Annotated in this window: 20 protein-coding genes and 1 tRNA gene; 12 read left to right on the top strand and 9 right to left on the bottom strand. The window is 69.8% G+C overall.

The window, feature by feature from the left end; translation table 11 throughout:
* Window positions 1-3: 3 nt before the first annotated feature.
* On the bottom strand, window positions 4-336 hold the full coding sequence (gene cutA, locus CRP50_RS09350; RefSeq protein WP_245913419.1) for a divalent-cation tolerance protein CutA: 333 nt from the start codon (window positions 334-336) through the stop codon (window positions 4-6).
* A gap of 138 nt (window positions 337-474) precedes the next feature.
* Between cutA and CRP50_RS09345 the strand changes: the two genes are divergently transcribed.
* Window positions 475-696, top strand: a complete 222-nt coding sequence (locus CRP50_RS09345) for a hypothetical protein (protein WP_097278972.1) — start codon at window positions 475-477, stop codon at window positions 694-696.
* On the opposite strand, the gene CRP50_RS09340 is transcribed toward CRP50_RS09345, so the two are convergent.
* From CRP50_RS09340 to CRP50_RS09320, 5 genes are all read right to left on the bottom strand, one after another.
* Entirely contained in the window at window positions 687-1751 is a 1065-nt protein-coding gene (locus CRP50_RS09340) for a hypothetical protein (protein ID WP_097278838.1), read from the bottom strand. The genes CRP50_RS09345 and CRP50_RS09340 overlap by 10 nt on opposite strands.
* A 114-nt stretch (window positions 1752-1865) precedes the next feature.
* A complete protein-coding gene (locus CRP50_RS09335; protein ID WP_097278836.1) occupies window positions 1866-2078 on the bottom strand; it encodes a hypothetical protein in 213 nt (70 codons plus the stop codon).
* Window positions 2079-2186: 108 nt separating this feature from the next.
* A tRNA-Pro gene (locus tag CRP50_RS09330) sits at window positions 2187-2263 on the bottom strand.
* A gap of 146 nt (window positions 2264-2409) precedes the next feature.
* Entirely contained in the window at window positions 2410-2922 is a 513-nt protein-coding gene (locus tag CRP50_RS09325; protein ID WP_097278834.1) for a MerR family transcriptional regulator, read from the bottom strand.
* 26 nt (window positions 2923-2948) lie between these two features.
* Window positions 2949-3263 carry an integration host factor subunit alpha gene (locus CRP50_RS09320; protein WP_097278831.1) on the bottom strand — a complete coding sequence of 105 codons (315 nt, stop codon included), beginning with the start codon at window positions 3261-3263 and terminating at the stop codon, window positions 2949-2951.
* Window positions 3264-3756: 493 nt separating this feature from the next.
* On the opposite strand from CRP50_RS09320, the gene CRP50_RS09315 reads away from it, so the two are divergent.
* From CRP50_RS09315 to lexA, 9 genes are all read left to right on the top strand, one after another.
* The gene (locus CRP50_RS09315; RefSeq protein ID WP_245913418.1) at window positions 3757-4272 is read left to right on the top strand and encodes a sigma-70 family RNA polymerase sigma factor; all 516 of its coding nucleotides are present in this window, start codon (window positions 3757-3759) and stop codon (window positions 4270-4272) included.
* A 197-nt stretch (window positions 4273-4469) separates the two neighbouring features.
* A complete protein-coding gene (locus CRP50_RS09310; protein WP_097278829.1) occupies window positions 4470-5798 on the top strand; it encodes a diguanylate cyclase domain-containing protein in 1329 nt (442 codons plus the stop codon).
* A gap of 50 nt (window positions 5799-5848) precedes the next feature.
* Window positions 5849-6499: a DsbA family oxidoreductase gene (locus tag CRP50_RS09305; RefSeq protein ID WP_097278827.1), complete on the top strand. Its 651-nt coding sequence runs from the start codon at window positions 5849-5851 to the stop codon at window positions 6497-6499.
* Window positions 6500-6848: 349 nt separating this feature from the next.
* The gene (locus CRP50_RS09300; protein WP_245913417.1) at window positions 6849-7667 is read left to right on the top strand and encodes an undecaprenyl-diphosphate phosphatase; all 819 of its coding nucleotides are present in this window, start codon (window positions 6849-6851) and stop codon (window positions 7665-7667) included.
* A gap of 77 nt (window positions 7668-7744) precedes the next feature.
* A complete protein-coding gene (locus tag CRP50_RS09295; protein ID WP_097278970.1) occupies window positions 7745-8338 on the top strand; it encodes an anthranilate synthase component II in 594 nt (197 codons plus the stop codon).
* Entirely contained in the window at window positions 8338-9390 is a 1053-nt protein-coding gene (gene trpD, locus CRP50_RS09290) for an anthranilate phosphoribosyltransferase (protein WP_097278824.1), read from the top strand. The genes CRP50_RS09295 and trpD overlap by 1 nt, the downstream gene beginning before the upstream one ends.
* Window positions 9383-10186, top strand: coding sequence for an indole-3-glycerol phosphate synthase TrpC (gene trpC, locus CRP50_RS09285; protein ID WP_097278822.1), 804 nt, complete (start codon window positions 9383-9385; stop codon window positions 10184-10186). Before trpD ends, trpC begins: the two co-directional genes overlap by 8 nt.
* Before the next feature lie 4 nt (window positions 10187-10190).
* Window positions 10191-10661, top strand: coding sequence for a cyclic pyranopterin monophosphate synthase MoaC (gene moaC, locus CRP50_RS09280; RefSeq protein WP_097278821.1), 471 nt, complete (start codon window positions 10191-10193; stop codon window positions 10659-10661).
* A 154-nt stretch (window positions 10662-10815) separates the two neighbouring features.
* Window positions 10816-11571, top strand: a complete 756-nt coding sequence (gene lexA / locus CRP50_RS09275) for a transcriptional repressor LexA (protein WP_097278819.1) — start codon at window positions 10816-10818, stop codon at window positions 11569-11571.
* A 16-nt stretch (window positions 11572-11587) separates the two neighbouring features.
* Here lexA and CRP50_RS09270 read toward each other — a convergent pair whose 3' ends face one another.
* Entirely contained in the window at window positions 11588-13720 is a 2133-nt protein-coding gene (locus tag CRP50_RS09270; protein ID WP_176525096.1) for a ComEC/Rec2 family competence protein, read from the bottom strand.
* A 231-nt stretch (window positions 13721-13951) separates the two neighbouring features.
* On the opposite strand from CRP50_RS09270, the gene gltX reads away from it, so the two are divergent.
* The gene (gltX, locus tag CRP50_RS09265; RefSeq protein ID WP_097278816.1) at window positions 13952-15358 is read left to right on the top strand and encodes a glutamate--tRNA ligase; all 1407 of its coding nucleotides are present in this window, start codon (window positions 13952-13954) and stop codon (window positions 15356-15358) included.
* 68 nt (window positions 15359-15426) lie between these two features.
* Window positions 15427-16737: a citrate synthase gene (gene gltA / locus CRP50_RS09260; protein WP_097278814.1), complete on the top strand. Its 1311-nt coding sequence runs from the start codon at window positions 15427-15429 to the stop codon at window positions 16735-16737.
* 99 nt (window positions 16738-16836) lie between these two features.
* On the opposite strand, the gene CRP50_RS09255 is transcribed toward gltA, so the two are convergent.
* Together CRP50_RS09255 and CRP50_RS09250 are read right to left on the bottom strand one after the other, a co-directional pair.
* Window positions 16837-17511: an ABC transporter ATP-binding protein gene (locus CRP50_RS09255; RefSeq protein ID WP_097278812.1), complete on the bottom strand. Its 675-nt coding sequence runs from the start codon at window positions 17509-17511 to the stop codon at window positions 16837-16839.
* Window positions 17504-18748 (bottom strand): lipoprotein-releasing ABC transporter permease subunit, encoded by a 1245-nt coding sequence (locus tag CRP50_RS09250; RefSeq protein WP_097278810.1) that lies wholly within the window; start codon window positions 18746-18748, stop codon window positions 17504-17506. Before CRP50_RS09250 ends, CRP50_RS09255 begins: the two co-directional genes overlap by 8 nt.
* Window positions 18749-18841: the final 93 nt, after the last annotated feature.

Here is an 18841-nt window from a genome sequence, read left to right as displayed (position 1 = left end):
GGCCTACGGCCGCGGCAACTCGCTGGTCTGGTCCTGGATCCACTGCAGGAAGGCGACGTTGCCGTCCTGAATGGACAGCGACACGATGCACGGGCAGTCGTAGCTGTGCAGCGCCTTCACCCGCTCGATGAGCGGGTCGACCAGGCCCTGCCGGGTCTTGGCGAGGAAGGCGACCTCCTCGTCCTGCTGCACCGCGCCGTCCCACCAGTAGAGCGACGTCATGCCGCCGAGGACGTTGACGCAGGCGGCCAGCCGCTCCTCCACCAGGGTGCGGCCGATGGCCAGCGCCTCGTCGCGCGTGGCGGCGGTCATGTAGACGAGGACGGGGCTCGACATGGACTCCACTCCCTCCGGACCTTAGGATGGGGCATCGACCATACGGATGAGGGACCGGTGCCGATGCCGCGGGGGAAAAAGGTGCGCGATCAAAGTGTTGAGGTCAACGCGCCGGAGGGCGCCGCCGCTCCGATTCCCCTGACGCCGGCGCAGCGCAAGTGGCTGGCCCGCGGCCTCGACCAGCCGGGCGGCAAGCTGCCGCTGTTCGACGCCGAGGGCCGCCGCGTCAGCCGCCAGACGGTGCAGGCCTGCCTCGACCGCGGCCTGTGCGAGCCGTGGTTCGCCAACCCCCTGAAGCCCGACTGGCTGGTGTGCAAGCTCACCGACCTCGGCCGCGCCTCGCTGGCGGATCACAGGTAGCGGGCGAGGATCGCGGCGGCCTCCTCCGCGCCGGTCGGCCGGGCCGGGTTGCGGTCGGGCGACTGCGACAACGTTTGCAGTTTTTCCCGGAAATCTCCGCTGAACCAAGCCTCTGCCGCCAGTTCGGCGACCGGCACGTGCTGCCGTGCCCAGCCCATCATGTGCGGAGTCTCCGGCCAGTCGTTGCGCTCCCGATACAGGATCGGGGTGCCGGCGCAGGCGGCCTCGGTGACCGTGCCGTAGCCGGGTTTCGTCACCACCACGTCGACGGAGGCGACCAGCTCCGTGAACGAGAGCGGCAGCGCGTCGCCGTTCACCAGGTCGGGATGGCCGTCGCTGCGGTCCGGGCCGCAGAGGATGAAGGTCCAGCCGGGAAAGCGCGGCCACTGCGCCACCGGCAGGTCGCTGCCGATGCCGCCCATGGCGATGAGCGCCAGGCGCCGGTCGGAGTCGCAGCCGAGCGCCGCCACCAAATCCTCGCGCCGTCGCCGGGCGGTGTGGGTGACCGGGCCGACGGGGATGCCGTTGGCGAGGCCGGGCATGGGCACGAAGGGGCTGGTCTGGATGAAGGCGTCGCAGCCGGCGTATATGGCCTCCAGCCGGGCCACGATGTCGGGCGCATCGCAGTAGGCCGCCAGGATCTGCCCCCAGTGGAAGGGCGCCAGGGCGACCGCCGGGATGCCGAGCCGCCGCGCCGCCTCCAGCGGCACGAACCCGACGTTGGAGACCACGAGATCCGGCGCGAAGGCCCGCTGGCGCGCCATTTCGGCGGCGACCACCGGCTCGAAGTCGGCCATGAGGGCGCGGTAGCGGTCGAGGCTCGGGCCCGGCAGCACCGTGTTGCTGTCGGCGTTCACCATGCCTAGGTCGGCGATGTCGCGGTCGTGCAGGACCAGCGGCACGGTCAGCCGCCGCGCCACCCATTCCTCCGGCGGGCCGCCGACGAGGCCGATGCGCACGTCGGGACGCCGGCGCCACAAGGCATCGAGCACCGGCAGGGTGATGGCGGCATGGCCGTAGCCATGGGGCGTGACGGCGGCGTAGACGGCGGGCATGGACGACTCCGGCGGGGATCGGTGCAGCCGTTATAGCGGCGTCGGGCGGAGGCGGAAACACGAAGGGCGCCGTCGCCGGCGCCCTGTCCTGCCGTCATCGCCCTGCGGCGCGGCTCAGCCGAAGCGCGGACGCACCGTCGCCACCAGCACCGCGACCAGCACGGCCGTGGAAGCGAGGCTCAGCGCCTGACCCCACCACAGTCCGTGGTCGTTGGCGGCCACCAGGCCCGCCAGCAGCGCCACGAAGGCGGTCGCGCCGGCCGCCGAGGCCGCGCTCGCCAGCGCCATACGCAGCATGGCGAAGACCGCCATCCACACGACGAGCATCAAACCGACGACACCCATTTCTGCACCCGATGAAAAAATGTTTCGCTAGCGGTATCACGACGAAGGGCGCCCCAAAGGGCGCCCCGTCGTTCCTGGATTTGGAGAGAATGGTCGGAGCGACAGGATTCGAACCTGCGACCCCTTGACCCCCAGTCAAGTGCGCTACCAGGCTGCGCCACGCTCCGACCGTCTCTGCTCCGGAGGTTGTCCCCCGAAGAGGCGCGCACTATACCGGCCGTCCGGCCGGTGGGCAACGCCTATTTTCAGAAAATTTCGCAGGGTAAAAATTCCCTTGCGGCAAATACTTGGGACCCGACCCTCTCCTTTTGGATCAGGCCGCTTCCTGGCGGCGCAGCTCGGCCGCGAGGTCGTCGCGCAGGGCGATCAGTTCGGCGAGCGCCGTTTCGATCTCCTGCCGCTGGCGGGCACTGAGGCCGGCGACGGCCGCATCCGGTGCCGCCGGCGCCGCGTCGAAGGGCAGCGTCGGCGCCCGATCGTCCGCCACGGCCGGAGCCTCGACCTCGGCCAGCGTCGCCGGCAGAGGCTGCGGGTCGCCGACGAGCGCCTTCACGCCCTTCTCGCGCAGCAGCTTCTGCACGCCCTTGATGGTCAGGCCGTCGTCGTAGAGCAGGGCGCGGATGCGCTGCAGCAGCGCCACGTCCTCGGGCCGGTAATAGCGCCGGCCGCCGCCCCGCTTCATGGGGCGGATCTGGGTGAACTTGGTTTCCCAGAAGCGCAGGACGTGCTGCGGCACGTCCAGTTCCTCGGCCACCTCGCTGATGGTGCGAAAGGCGGCCTCGGACTTGCCCGCGGCAGCGCGGGGTCCGGCCGTCGAGTCGGTCATGTCCTCGTTCCTTGCCCGGCGGACCCTCAGTGGGCCTCGCCGTCCTTCAAGCTGTCGTTGATCTGGCTCTTGAGGAGCTGCGACGGCCGGAAGACCAGAACCCGCCGCGGCAGGATGGGAACCTCCTCGCCGGTCTTGGGGTTCCGCCCGACACGCTGGCCCTTCTTCCGCACGGAGAAGCTGCCGAAGGACGAGATCTTGACCACGTCGCCCTCGGCGAGCGCGGTGGAGATCTCCTCCAGCACCATTTCCAGCAGATCGGCGGACTCGTTCCGAGACAGCCCGACCTCCTGGTACACGGCCTCGCTCAGCTGAGCGCGGGTTATGGTTCTCCCGGTCATGGCTCGCCCCATTACCCTGTTGAGGGGACCACGGTAACCCTGCTTGGCGAAATGCGTCAATATCAACGTCTTGGCCGGCAGCCCTCACGCGCGGGCGGGCGGCTCCGTCGGGGCCGCCGAGCCGGCCCGGCCGCCCGTGCCGAACAGGGCGATTCTCCCGAGGTCGCGGTCGCCCCCGCCGAACCGCTTACATCCCTTTTATGGCCTGCCGGAACACCCCCGGGCCGCTCGCGAGGCGCCCTGCAACGGGTGGCGGACACCCCCTCAAGCCGCTGATTTCACGCATGTTTCGACCGCATTGGCCGTGCGGCCCGAAGGTTGCGTCGCGGTTGCCCGCGGCCGGTGGGAAGCGCTGACACCCCCTTTACGCGACCCGATGAAAGGCCGCATGGCGGCTTTACGGGCATCGGGGGCAGTCTGGGATCCATGGAGAGCGGGGCCACGGCGCGGCCGGCCCGCCAGACAGCGAAACGAACGAGAAGGAGCCCTCGGAATGACCAGCAACGCCCCCATGCACGCTGATCCCGGCATCCAGATCGAGGCCCAGATCCCCGACCTGAAGCGCTACGCCCGGTCCCTCACCCGCACCGAAGACGACGCCAACGACCTCGTGCAGGACTGCGTCGAGCGGGCCATCCTGAAGTGGCACCTCTACCGCCCCGGCACCAACCTGCGGTCCTGGCTGTTCACCATGATGCGCAACGTCTTCATCAGCCAGAAGCGCCGCGAGGCCGTCGCCAACCGCTACATGGCGCAGGTGGTGCACGACGACACCATGATCGCCCGCCCCAACCAGATGCACAGCGTCTATCTGAAGGAAACGGTGAAGGCGCTGGATGCGCTCTCCTCCCAGGAACGTGCCGCCGTGCAGATGCTCGGCATCGACGAGATGTCGCACCAGGACGCCGCCGCGGTCAACAGCCTGCCGGTCGGCACCATGAAGTCCCGCCTGTCGCGCGGCCGCGCCAACCTGCGCACCGTGCTGCAGATGAGCGACGGCGATCTCTGAAGGCTCCCGCCGTCCGCTCCCCTCCCTGCCGGACGTTTTCCGGGGAAAGGCCGCCGTGCCTTTCCCCTTTCTTTTGCCCGCCTTCCGCCGCTGGGTTCACGCCTGCCATTGCCCCTATCCCCGCCCGGTTTTCGGCGCTAGTCTGGCCGAAACCGGCGCGGCAGGGGCAAGCGCCGCGATCCTGCGTGGGGGAGAGCATGATTCATCTCGCCAATATCCTGCTGGTGATGGCCGACGGCGCAGCGGCCCGCGCCCTGCATGGGGCGTTGACGGCGGAGAGCTTCACGGGGCCGCTGATCGGCTCGGGCGCCGAGGCGCTGGCCCAAGCCCGGGCGCGCCGGCCCGACGTGGTGGTGGTGGGCGAACACCCCGCCGACATGACGGCGATGGAGTTCATCCGGCACCTGAAGGACGAGCAGGTGACCCGCGACATTCCGGTGTTTTTCGCCGCACGTGACTGGCACCCGGAGCGACTCGGCGAGCTCGCCGCGGCGGGGGTCGACGATGCCCTGCCGGCCGATGCCGAACGCTCGGTGCTCGCCGCCCGGCTGCGTCCGCTGGTGCGGCTGTCGACCATGCAGGCCGAGCTGACGCACCGGACCGCCAGCGCCGGACGGTTCGGCCTTTCCGTTTCCGACCATGTCGACGCCCCCTCGGAACGGCCCCAGGTGCTGGTCTGCGGAGAGGCCGCAGACGTCGCCGCGGTCACCGCCGCCGCCGGCCCCGGCATGGACCTGACCGCCACCGACAGCCTGTTCGAAGCCGACGACCTGATGAGCCGGCGGATCTTCGACTGCCTGGTCATCGCCGTCGACGAGGCCGCCGCCGATCAGGCCCTCGACATCTGCACCCAGATCCGCCGCAACCCGCGCCTGTTCAACCTGCCCGTCGTGCTGCTGGCGGAGGGCGCCGACGCCGCGGAGATGGCACGCGCCTACGTGCTCGGCGCCAGCCAGGTGCTGCCGCGCCACCCCGACGAGGATGCGTTGCGCTGGGCGCTGACCACGCTGGTGCGTCGCCAGCAGCGCCGCTGGGCCATCCGCCGCGCCTTCGACCGCACCCGCCTGCCCGCCCTGTTGTCGACCGACCTGCCCGACCTCTACACCGCCGCCTTCCTCGACGCCTATCTGGCCGATCGCGTCACCGCCGCGGCGGCGCAGGGCAAGCCGCTCTCGATCATCCACTTCTCCTTCGGCGGCGTCGCCCGTATCGAGGAAGAGTTCGGCACCCCGGCCGGCAACCACCTGCGCCAGCAGCTCGGCCAGTGGATCATCAGCCTGACCCGCGCCGAGGATCTGGCCGCCCACCTGGGCGGCAGCCGCTTCGCCGTCGCCCTGCCCGACACACCGCTCGACGAGGCGGAAGTGGTGATGCAGCGCATCGCCGGCGTCATCGGTTACACCGACTTCGCCGTTCAGGACGTATACCAGGTGGTGAAGGTCTGGCCGCACGTGGGCGCCGCCGCCTGGACGCCGGGCGAAAGCGCGGCGGCCCTGCTCGCCCGCGCCGAGGCCGCCGCCGACTGAGCCTGAACCGCAACCCGACGCCGCCGCCGGAACGCCGCCGAGACCCTCCGATGCGCATTTCCATCGTCTTCGACACCGTCTGCCCCTGGTGCTTCATCGGCAAGCGCCGGGTGGAGCGGGCGCTGCGGTCGCGGCCGGAGGTGCGCCCGGAGTTCGGCTGGCAGCCCTTCCTGCTCAACCCCGAACTGCCGCCCGAGGGCACCGAGCGCTCGCTCTACCTCGAGCGCAAGTTCGGCGGTCGGCAGCGGGTGGACCGCATGTACGACGCCCTGGCGGCGGCGGGACGGGTGGAGGGCATCGACTTCAGCTTCGACCGCATCCGCCGCACGCCCAACAGCCTGAACAGCCACCGGCTGATCCAGATGACGCCGGCGGCCGTGCAGCCGCGCCTGGTGGACGCCCTGTTCGTCGCCTACTTCACCCACGGCATCGACATCGGCGACCCGGCGGAACTGGCCGCCGTCGCCGCCGCCCACGGCCTGGACGGCGACGACGTGTTCCGCCGCCTGCGCAGCGAGTCCGGCGCCAATTCCGTCTACGCCGCCAATGCGCGCAGCCATCGCATGGGCATCAACGGCGTGCCGTGCTTCGTGTTCGGCGATCGCTTCAGCATGGCCGGCGCCCAGGAAGTGGAAGTGCTGGTCCGCATGATCGACATGGCGGCCGAAACCGACGCCCTGGCCCCCGTCAGCCAACTCTGACGCTCCCATTCTCTACTAGTAGACCGCTCCCCAGCCGGCCGGTAAAGGCACGGCGGGGCAGGCCTGCGTCGTTGCCTCATGGCCTTGACGAGACGCAGAGATTTCCCGACAGCTGCCGCGTTTCGCATGTTTCACGGACTGAAAGCCTAGGAACCCGTCCCTAGGACGCGACTCCTTGGCGCCGATGTCGTCTACTAGTAGACGAGAGGCAGCACGCAGCCGTGAAATGCGTGAAACGCGGCAGCTTTCTGCCCCTTTCAGCGGAGGCCGTGCGCCTTCCGGCGGCGTTGCCTTTCCTCTGCCGCGGCACCATCATCCTGCCGCCCACGGACTTCCGGAGTCGTATCCCTTGGACACCACCCTGCTCGCCGCCCTCCTCGGCTTCGTCGAGGGGCTCACCGAGTTCCTGCCCGTGTCCTCCACCGGGCACCTGGTCCTGCTGGTCGACCTGCTTCGCTTCCCCGCCCCGCCCGGCAAGACCTTCGAGGTGGTCATCCAGCTCGGCGCCATCCTGGCCGTCTGCCTGCTGTTCTGGCCGCGCCTGTGGCGGGCGGCGACCGGCATGTTCGGCGACCCACGGGAGCGCGCCTTCGTGCGCAACATCCTCATCGCCTTCCTGCCCGCCATGGTCATCGGCGCCGTCGCCTACAAGGCGATCAAGGCCATGCTGGGCGCACCCATCGTGGTGGCGGTCGCGCTCATCGTCGGCGGCGTCGCCATCCTGGTGATAGAGCGCCTGAGGAAAACGCCGAAAGTCCATGCGGTGGAAGACTTTTCCGCCCCGCTCGCTCTCAAGATCGGCATCTTCCAGTGCCTTGCGATGGTGCCCGGCGTGTCGCGCTCCGGCGCCACCATCATGGGCTCGCTGCTGGCGGGCGTGGAGCGCAAGACGGCGGCCGAGTTCTCGTTCTTCCTCGCCATCCCGACCATGCTCGGCGCCACCGTCTATTCCGTCTACAAGGCGCGCGGCGAGCTGGACTTCAGCGACGGCAGCCTGATCGCCACCGGCTTCACCGCCGCCTTCGTGACGGCCCTGGTGGTGGTGAAGGCGGCGCTGGCCTTCATCGGGCGGCACGGCTTCGCGCCCTTCGCGTGGTACCGCATCGTCGTCGGCACCATCATGCTGGTGCTTCTGCTGACCGGCGGGGGCGGCGCGGCGGCCGGCTGAGCCGCCCGGATTTCTTGACGCGCCCGCCGCCGCTTGCCATGTTCGGCCGAACGAACCGGGACCAGGGCGGCGAGCGCATGTACCTGTTGATCGACAACTACGACAGCTTCACCTACAACCTGTGGCACTACCTGGGCGAACTGGGGGCCACGGTGGAGGTGCGCCGCAACGACGCCCTGAGCGTCGCCGAGGCGCTGGCGCTGCAGCCCCAGGGCATCATCCTGTCGCCCGGCCCCTGCGATCCCGATCGCGCCGGCATCTGCCTCGACCTCATCGCCGCGGCGGCGGAAGCGAAGCTGCCGCTGTTTGGCGTCTGCCTCGGCCACCAGGCCATCGGTCAGGCCTTCGGCGGCGCCGTGATCCGCGCGCCGCAGCCCATGCACGGCAAGGTCTCCGACATCACCCACACGGGCGAGGGCGTGTTCGCCGGCCTGCCGAGCCCCTTCCGCGCCACCCGCTACCATTCCCTGGTGGTGCGCCGCGACGATCTGCCCGAGAGCCTGGCCGTCACCGCCTGGACCGACGACGGCCTCATCATGGGCCTGCGCCACAAGGACCTGCCCATCCACGGCGTGCAGTTCCACCCCGAAAGCATCGAGAGCCAGCACGGCCACCAGATCCTCCGCAACTTCCTCGACAGCGCCCGCGCGCCCGAGCGGAGGGCCGCCTGATGTCCGCCGACCTGATGAAAGAGGTGATCGCGACCGTCGCCACCGGCGCCAGCCTGTCGGAGGCCGACGCCGAGCGGGCGTTCGAGGTCATCATGTCGGGCGCCGCCACGCCGAGCCAGATCGGCGCCTTCCTCATGGCGCTACGGGTGCGTGGCGAGACGGTCGAGGAAATCACCGGCGCTGCCCGCATCATGCGCGCCAAGGCCACCCGCATCCCCGCCCCCGCACGGGCGCTGGACACCTGCGGCACCGGTGGTGACAGCTCGGGCACCTACAACATCTCCACCTGCGCCGCCATCGTGGCGGCCGCCTGCGGTGTGCCCGTCGCCAAGCACGGCAACCGCGCCGCCAGTTCCAAGTCGGGCTCCGCCGACGTGCTGGCCGCCCTCGGCGTCGACCTGGACGCGCCGCACGAGCGAGTGGTCAAGGCCATGCACGAGGCCGGCATCGGCTTCATGATGGCGCCGCGCCACCACGCCGCCATGCGCCACGTCGGTCCGACGCGCACCGAGCTCGGCACCCGCACCATCTTCAACCTGCTCGGCCCGCTGTCCAACCCGGCGCATGCCCGGCGCCAGGTGCTCGGCGTCTTCGCCCACCAGTGGGTGGAGCCGCTGGCCCAGGTGCTGGCCCGCCTCGGCAGCGAGAAGGCCTGGGTGGTGCACGGCTCCGACGGACTGGACGAGCTGACCACGACGGGCGCGAGCTTCGTCGCCCAGTTGGCCGACGGCGCCGTGACCACCTTCGAGGTGACGCCGGAAGATGCCGGCCTGAAGCGCACCACCATGGACCAGTTGAAGGGCGGCGACGCCGAGACCAACGCCGCCGCCATCCGCGACGTGCTGGCCGGCCGACCGGGCGCCTATCGCGACATCGTGCTGCTCAACGCCGCCGCCGCCCTGGTTGTGGCCGACCGTGCCGCCGACCTGCGCGAGGGCGTGACGCTGGCCGCCGCGGCGCTCGACAGCGGCAAGGCGGCGGCAACGCTCGCCCACATGATCCGCATCACCAACGGTGAAGACCAGACGGAAACGGAGACGGCCGGTGTCTGACGTGCTGCAGAAGATCCTCGCCACCAAGCGCGAGGAAGTGGCCGCCGCCCGCGCCGCCCGCCCGCTGTCCGCGGTGGAGGCCGCCGCGGCGGAGCAGGCACCGGCCCGCGGTTTCGCCGCCGCACTGGACCGCACCGTCGCCGAAGGCCGCCTCGCGCTCATCTGCGAGATCAAGAAGGCCTCGCCCTCGGCGGGCCTCATCCGGCCCGACTTCGACCCGGCGGCGCTCGCCGCCGCCTACGAGGCCGGAGGGGCGACCTGCCTGTCGGTGCTGACCGACCGGCAGTATTTCCAGGGCGACGACACCTTCGTTGCCCTGGCGCGCGGCGCCTGCGCCCTGCCCGTCCTGCGCAAGGACTTCCTGGTCGACCCCTACCAGGTGGCCGAGGCGCGCGCCATCGGCGCCGACTGCATCCTCGTCATCATGGCCGCCCTGTCCGACGCCCAGGCCGCCGAGCTGGAAGACGCCGCCGATCGTTACGGACTCGATGTGCTCATCGAAGTTCATGACGAAGGCGAAATGGAGCGGGCGCTGGCGACCCTGCGCTCGCCGCTGCTCGGCGTGAACAACCGCAACCTGAAGACCCTCGAGATCGACCTGGCCGTCACCGAGCGCCTCGCCCCCATGCTGCCGCCCGGGCGCGTGCTGGTGGCCGAGAGCGGCCTGAAGACCAACCACGACCTCGCCCGCATGACCCGCACCGGCGCCCGCCGCTTCCTCATCGGCGAAAGCCTGATGAAGCAGCCCGACGTGGCGGCGGCGACGCGCGCCCTGCTCGCCCCCGTCGAGGCCTGATCCCATGGCCGACTTCACCCACTTCGACGAGGCCGGCAACGCCGTCATGGTCGACGTTTCCGACAAGGCGGAGACGGAGCGGGTGGCGGTCGCCAAGGGGCGGGTGCTCATGCAGCCGGAGACGGCGGCGCTCATCGCCGGCCACGGGGTGAAGAAGGGCGACGTGCTGGCCGTGGCGCAGCTGGCCGGCATCATGGGCGCCAAGCGCACGCCGGACCTCATTCCGCTGTGCCACCCGCTGGCGCTGACCAAGGTCACCGTCGACCTGATGCTCGGCGACGACGCGGTGGAGATCACCGCCACCTGCAAGCTCAAGGGCCGCACCGGCGTCGAGATGGAGGCGCTGACCGCCGTGTCGGTGGCGGCGCTGACCGTCTACGACATGTGCAAGGCCGTCGACCGCGGCATGCGCATCACCGACGTGCGAGTCGTGAGCAAGAGCGGCGGCAAGTCGGGCACCTGGACGGCCGACTAGACCCCTTCGGCTCTCTTCGAATTCTGCCGAGTCGGCAGTTTTCCCCGGTTTTTCCCTTGACGACAGGCGGCGAACCAAACTAGAACAACCAAAGATCGTTTCGTCTTTGTTCCCAGACCATTTCCAGCCGCCGCCTTACCGGGGAGTCGCGTCCATGCTGACGAGGAAGCAGTACGAACTCTTGATGTTCATCGAGAAACGGCTGCGCGCCACCGGCGTCTCCCCGAGTTTCGACGAGATGAAGGATGCGCTGGACCTCAAGTCCAAGTCGGGCATCCACCGTCTCATCACCGGGCTCGAGGAACGCGGCTTCATCCGCCGCCTGCCGCACCGCGCCCGTGCCCTCGAAGTGCTGCGCCTGCCCGAGAACGTGACCGGGACCAAGGTGGAGGCGCCCGCGCCGGCCGCGCACCCGGCCTTCGCCGAGGCTGCTGCCGCCGCGCCGGCGGAGCCGCGGACCCCGTTCCACCCCAACGTCATCAAGGGCCACTTCGCCCCCATGCCCGGCATGACCGCCGGCGCCGGCGAGCCCGTCGACCTGCCGCTCTACGGCAAGATCGCCGCCGGAACGCCCATCGAGGCGCTGCGCGACACCACCGCCACCGTGCCGGTGCCCGGCAGCCTCATCACCGGCGGCGAGCACTACGCCCTGACGGTGGAAGGCGATTCCATGATCGAGGCCGGCATCCTGGACGGCGACACCGTCATCATCCGCCGCTGCGAGACGGCCGAGAACGGCTCCATCGTCGTGGCCCTGGTCGACAGCCAGGAAGCGACGCTGAAGCGCCTGCGCCGCAAGGGCTCCTCCATCGCGCTCGAACCGGCCAACGCCAAGTACGAGACGCGCGTCTTCGGCCCCGACCGGGTGCAGATCCAGGGCCGTCTGGTCGGCCTGCTGCGGCAGTACTGACACGCCCTGGAGCGGCTCACGGGCCGCCCTCGCCCTCCGCTTGCCGCTGACGCCAGCGATGGAACGGGGACCACGGCCGGTCGCCCATGGTTTCGGCCACCGTCTCGACGCGCGGGCGAGGGCCGAGCCAGATGGCGTGGGCGCCCCTGTCTTTCAGGTCCCAGCGGTCGATCACGGCAAGCGCCTGATCGCACCACCGCCCGACGGGCACCGTCGCCACCAGCACGTCGGCGGCCCAGCAATCCTCTGGCAGCGCATCGGGGCGGTTGACCAGGGCCACCGACAGGCCGCGGGCCTTGTAGATGCAGCCCATGCCGTCGCAGGCGAGGTGCGGCGGGCTGTCCAGGGTGAAGGGCACCGCCGGACCGGTCGATGCGCCGCTGCGCGGCCAGGGGATCGGGTCGGGGGCGCCGAAGCGCTCCTGCCACAGGTCGCGGGCGAAGCCGTCGCTGCGGCCCGGCGACAGGATGAGCCCGCCGCCGGGGCCGCGCACCGCCATGACGGTGCCCTCGTCGTTGACCATGATGTCGGGTCCCGGGCTCCACCACGCACTCGACATGGCGACGCCAGCCACCACCAGCCCCGCCAGCCGCCACGGCCGCCGCCACAGGCACAACCACAGGCCGCCCAGGGTGACGGCGGCCAGCCCCCACGGCGGCAGCACCGGCACCGGCCACGCGCTGCCGGGCCAGGAGGCCACCGTCTCGGCGACGGCGTTCACGGCGGCGAGGCCGTAGCCCATGACCATGAAGGGCAGGCCCTCCAGCCCGAGCGGCATGAGCAGCAGCCCGACGATGGCGGCCGGCATGACGGCGACGCTCACCACCGGCATGACCGCCAGGTTGGCGGCCAGCGAGTAGCTGGCGACGGTGTTGAAGTGATAGGCGGCGAAGGGCGCCGTCGCCACCGAGGCCAGCACCGTCGAGGCGACGCCGCCGGCGACGTAGACGCCGGCCGTCCGCAGCCAGCGGCAGCACCCCCTGCCCCGCCACGCCGACAGCCGCGGCGCCACCAACTCGTAGCCGGCGACCAGCGCCGTCACCGCGGCGAAGGACATCTGGAAACTCGGCCCCATCAGCGCCTCGGGCTGGGTCAGCAGCACCACCATGGCGGCCCAGGCGAGCGTGCGCAGGGAAATGGCCGTGCGGTCGGCGAGAACGGCCAGCAGCACGATGGCGGTCATGACGAAGGCGCGCTGGCTCGGCACCGCAGCACCGGACAGCACCACGTAGAAGGCCGCGGCCGCCAGCGCCACGGCGGCGGTCGCCTTCTTCACGTCCCACCGCAGCGCGACGGCCGGGATCGCCGCCAGCACCGTGCGCACGCCGACGAACACCAGGCCAGCCGCCAGCGTCATGTGCAGGCCGGAGATGGACAGCAGATGGGCGAGGCCGGAGTCGCGCCACGCCTCCAGCGTCGCCTCGGGAATGGCGGCGCGGGCGCCGGTGACGAGGGCAGCGGCGATCTCACCCTCGATACCGCCGACCGCGGCACGGATCCGGCGGGTGACCGTATCGCGCAAGGTTTCCACCGCCACGGCGAAGCCGCCGGCCGGCGGCCCGGGCAGCACTTCCGCCGGGGCGACCGTGTAGCCGACCGCGCCCAGGCGCTGGAACCAGGCGTGCCGCGGAAAGTCGAAGGCGCCCGGTGCGCTCGGCGCCGGCGGCGGCATGAGCACGGCGCGCAGGCGGAGCATCTGGCCCGGCTTCGGCTCCGGCCCGTCGCCGCGCAGGGTGAGGCGCACGGTGGCTGGCACCCGCGCCGGCGACAGGCGTTCCACCGAGGTCGGGGCCAGCGTCACCCGCAGCGATCCGCCCTTGTCCTCCACCAGCCGCACCTCGCCGGTGACGGTGACGGGGCCGATCTGCTGCGGCAGCACGGGCGCGGCCACCAGCTCGCTGCGCACCTGCCCCGCCGTGAAGCCGCCGGCGACCGCCAGCAGCCCGAGCAGCAGGGCGACGAAAGCCGGTGCCGCCCGCCACGCCAGCGCCGTCAGCGCGAGCGCGGCGCCCACCCCGCTCGGCCCTACCCACAGGGGTGGCTCGGCCGGCAGGAGGAAATAGGCCGCCGCACCCGTTCCGAAAGCCGGCGGCAGCCACAGCACCCAGCGGTCGCGATCGGCCGCCAGATCGTTCGCGGGCGACGGCAACAACCCGCGCCAAGCCGTTGCCAGGGCGCGCCCTTTTCGTTTATCTGAGAATGCCTCGGCGGCCGGTGCCGGCCGCAGGGGCAAGACGTCGGTGGCGTCCACCGCATTCCTCATGCTGCAAGCGCGCAAGGAGTATGATACAAGGACGCGCGCCCGGCAGAAACCGCCCGCTTTCCCCAGCGGTGCGGGTCGGGTCCGCCAACTCTAAAGAATAGGCCGGAAAGCGGATTCATGACGGTCGTAACCCGATTCGCCCCGTCCCCCACGGGGTACCTGCACATCGGCGGCGCGCGCACCGCGCTGTTCAACTGGCTGTACGCCCGCCACACGGGCGGCAAGTTCCTGCTGCGCATCGAGGATACCGATCGCGCCCGCTCCACCGAAGACGCCACGGCGAAGATCTTCCAGGGCCTGGAATGGCTGGGGCTGGATTGGGACGAGGAGCCGGTGCACCAGTTCGCCCGCGCCGACCGCCATGCCGAGGTCGCCCGCCAGCTGCTGGCCGAGGGCAAGGCTTACTATTGCTATGCCTCGCCGGAAGAACTGGACGCCATGCGCGCCGAGCAGCGCGCCGCCGGCCAGCCCATCCGCTACGACGGCCGCTGGCGCGACCGCGACCCGGCCGAGGCGCCGGCGGGCGTGCCCGGCGTCATCCGCCTGAAGATGCCACAGGACGGCTCCACCGTGATCCCCGACCTGGTGCAGGGCGAGGTGCACGTCGCCAACAGCCAGCTCGACGACATGGTGCTGCTGCGCGCCGACGGCACGCCGACCTACATGCTGTCGGTGGTGGTGGACGACCATGACATGGGCATCACCCACATCATCCGCGGCGACGACCACCTCACCAACACCTTCCGCCAGTACCAGCTCTATCAGGCCATGGGCTGGACGGCGCCGAAGTTCGCCCACATCCCCCTCATCCACGGCCAGGACGGCGCCAAGCTGTCCAAGCGCCACGGGGCGCTGGGCGTCGAGGCCTACCGCGACATGGGCATCCTGCCGGAGGCCATGCGCAACTACCTGCTGCGGCTCGGCTGGGGTCACGGCGACGAGGAGATCATTCCGACCGACAAGGCGATCGAATGGTTCGACATCGTCGACGTCGGCCGCTCGCCGTCGCGTATGGACCTTGACAAGCTGCACAACCTGAACGGCCACTACATCCGCGAGGCCGACGACGCCCGTCTGACCGATCTGGTCGCCGGCTTCCTGGCGGACAATCACGGCCTGACGCTCACCGACGCCCAGCGCGGCCTGCTCGCCCGCGCCATGAAGGACCTGAAGCCGCGCGCCAAGACTCTGGTGGAAATGGCCGACGGCGCCGCCTTCCTGTTCCGCGCCCGGCCGCTGCCCATCGACGAGAAGGCGGAGAAGATCCTCGCCGACGGCGGCCGCGACCTCCTGCGCACCATGCTGCCCGAGCTGGACGGCCTGGACTGGACCGCCGCCGCCCTCGAGGACCACGCCCGCCGCACGGCGGAAAGCCAGGGCCTCAAGCTCGGCAAGGTCGCCCAACCCCTCCGGGCCGCGCTGTCCGGCTCGACCGTCTCGCCGCCGATCTTCGAAGTGATGGAGATCCTGGGGCGTGACGACTCCCTGGCGCGCATTCGCGATGCCGTGGACACCAAGCAGTAGAACAGGGCCGTCAGAAGCGGTGACAGCCGATACGTGTTACAGGGAAAAATCTTCGAACGGAGAACAAGATGACTGATGCCGGCAAGAATAACTCGGTCACGGTAACCGACCACAAGACGGGCAAGACGTACGACTTCCCCGTCATGCAGGGTTCGACGGGACCGGACGTCGTCGACATTCGCAAGTTCTATGCCGACACCGGCATGTTCACCTACGACCCGGGCTTCACCTCGACGGGTTCGTGCGAATCGAAGATCACCTACATCGACGGCGACAACGGCATTCTGCTGCACCGCGGCTATGCCATCGAAGACCTCGCCGAGAACTGCGACTTCATGGAAGTCGCCTACCTGCTGCTGAAGGGTGAACTGCCCAACGAACAGCAGAAGACCAAGTTCGAGTTCGACATCACGCACCACACCATGGTGCACGAGCAGCTGACGAAGTTCTACTCGGGCTTCCGTCGCGACGCCCACCCGATGGCCGTCATGTGCGGCGTCGTCGGCGCGCTGTCGGCCTTCTACCACGACTCGCTCGACATCAACGACCCGCACCACCGCATGGTGGCCAGCTACCGCCTGATCGCCAAGATGCCGACCATCGCGGCCTGGGCGTACAAGTACTCGGTCGGCCAGCCGTTCATGTACCCGAAGAACGACCTGCGCTACGCCGCCGACTTCCTGCGCCTGATGTTCGCGACCCCCTGCGAGGAGTACGTGGACAACCCGGTGCTGTCGCGTGCCATGGACCGCATCCTCATCCTGCACGCCGACCACGAGCAGAACGCCTCGACCTCCACCGTCCGCCTGGCCGGTTCGTCGGGTGCCAACCCGTTCGCCTGCATCGCGGCCGGCATCGCCTCGCTGTGGGGCCCTGCCCACGGCGGCGCCAACGAAGCCGTGCTGAAGATGCTGACCGAAATCGGCGACAAGAAGAACATCCCCGAGTTCGTGAAGCGCGCCAAGGACAAGAACGATCCGTTCCGTCTGATGGGCTTCGGCCACCGCGTCTACAAGAACTACGACCCGCGCGCCAAGATCATGTCGAAGACCTGCCACGAGGTTCTCGACGAGCTCGGCGTCCACAACGAGCCGCTGCTCGAGATCGCCATGGAACTCGAGAAGATCGCCCTCGAGGACGAATACTTCGTCGAGAAGAAGCTGTACCCGAACGTCGACTTCTACTCGGGCATCATCTTCCGCGCCATGGGCATCCCGGTGAGCATGTTCACCTGCCTGTTCGCGCTCGCCCGCACGACCGGCTGGATCGCCCAGTGGAACGAGATGATCGAGGACCCGCACCAGAAGATCGGCCGTCCGCGTCAGCTCTACACCGGCCACACCAAGCGCGACTTCGTGCCCATGAACAGCCGCGGCTGAGACCGGGACCGGCGGACCGACGTCCGCTGAATGCGAAAACGGCGCGGGAGGAAACTCCCGCGCCGTCGTCGTTTCAGGGGCCGGATGGCCGTCGCCCGATCAGGTCAGGCGGCCGTCGTTCAGCCGCACCGTGCGGTCCATGCGGGCCGCGAGATCGGGGTTGTGGGTGGCGATGAGGGCCGCGAGCCCTTCTTCACGCACCAGATGAAGAAAGCCGCCGAACACGTGGTCGGAGGTGTGCGGATCGAGGTTGCCCGTCGGCTCGTCCGCCAGCAGCAGCTTGGGCCGGTTGGCGAGCGCGCGGCAGATGGCGACGCGCTGCTGCTCGCCGCCCGACAGCTCCGCCGGCCGGTGGCTCGCCCGCTTGGCGAGGCCCATGCCGTCGAGCAGCATCATCGCCCGTTCTTTCGCCTTGCCGCGGGAGACGCCGGCGATCATCTGCGGGATCACCACGTTCTCCACGGCCGAGAACTCCGGCAGCAGGTGGTGGTACTGGTAGACGAAGCCGAGGTGGCTGCGCCGCAGGGCCGTGCGCTTGTCGTCGGACAGGCGCCCGGCCTCGGTGCCGGCGATGGCGACGGAGCCGCTGCTCGGCTTTTCCAGCAGGCCGCAGATCTGCAGCATGGTGGACTTGCCGGAGCCCGACGGGCCGACCAGCGCCACGATCTCGCCCTTGGCGATGCTGAGGTCGATGCCGCGCAGGACCTCCAGCGTCTCGCCGCCCTGCTTGAAGCTGCGGCGGACCTCCGCCAGGCGCAGTGCGGGGTCACTCATAGCGCAGGGCCTCCACGGGATCGAGGCGCGCGGCGCGCCAGCTCGGGTAGATGGTGGCGCCAAACGACAGGCCGAGGGCCATGAGCACCACCGACAGCACCTCGTTCCAGTCCATCTCCGCCGGCATGTGGGCGAGGAAGTAGATCTCGGCCGAGAACAGCTCGGTGCCGGTCAGGCTCTGCAGGAACTGGCGGATTTCCTCGATGTTGGCTGCGAAGGCGACGCCGAGGCCGAGGCCGCCCAGCGTCCCCGCCACGCCCACCGAGGCGCCGGCCATGAAGAAGATCCGCATCACCGACCCGCGCGAGGCGCCCATGGTGCGCAGGATGGCGATGTCGCGCCCCTTGTCCTTCACCAGCATGATAAGGCCGGAAATGATGTTGAAGGCGGCCACCAGGATGATGAGCGTCAGGATCAGGAACATGACGTTCCGCTCCACCTGCAGCGCATTGAAGAAGCTGGAGTTGGTGCGCCGCCAGTCGAACAGCCGGTACCCGGGGCCGAGCTCGCCGGCGATGGCCGCCATGGCGCTTTCGGTGCGGTCGGCGTTGTCGAGCACCACCTCGAGGTGGGTCACCGCCTCCGGCTGCTGGAAGTACACTTGCGCCGCCGCCAGCGGCATGAACACGAAGCTGCTGTCGTATTCGTACATGCCGACGTTGAAGATGGCGCCCACCTCGTAGCCGCGCACCCGCGGTACGGTGCCGAAGGCGGTCACGTTGCCCTTTGGGCTGATGAGCGACAGCTTGTCGCCGAGGCGCAGGCCGTACTTTTCCGCCATGCGCTGGCCGATGAGGATCTTCTCGTCACCGAGGTCGGCGAGCGAGCCCTGCACGATGTTGTCGGCGATGATCTTGCGCTGGGCCAGGTTCTCCATGGCCGCGCCGCGCACGATGGCGCCGCCCGACTGGCCGTTGGCGGTCGCCATGACCTGGCCCTCGATCATGGGTGTCACGGCCACCACGCCGGGCAGGCCCCGGATCTCGCCGGCCGCGCCTTCGTAGTCGAAGAAGTTGGGGCCGTTGGAGAACACCGTCACATGGCCGTTGAGGCCGAGGATGCGGGTGAGCAGCTCCTGGCGGAAGCCGTTCATCACCGCCATGACGATGATGAGGGTGGCGACGCCCAGCGCGATGCCGAGCAGCGAAAACCCGGCGATGACGGACACGAAGCCCTCGCGCCGCCGCGCCCGCAGGTAGCGGAACGCCATCATCCGTTCGAAGGCGGAAAACACCATGCCTGTCCTTATTCAGCCGCACCGACGGGAAGTGGAACCACCAAGACACCAAGACACGAAGGCAGATGTGTGATCGTCACGAGCCTTCCGGGC

This window comes from Caenispirillum bisanense (assembly GCF_900230255.1).
GTDB lineage: Bacteria > Pseudomonadota > Alphaproteobacteria > Rhodospirillales > Rhodospirillaceae > Caenispirillum > Caenispirillum bisanense_A.
The sequence above is the reverse complement of the archived record's forward strand: the minus strand, read 5'-3'. Positions and strand labels throughout refer to the sequence as shown.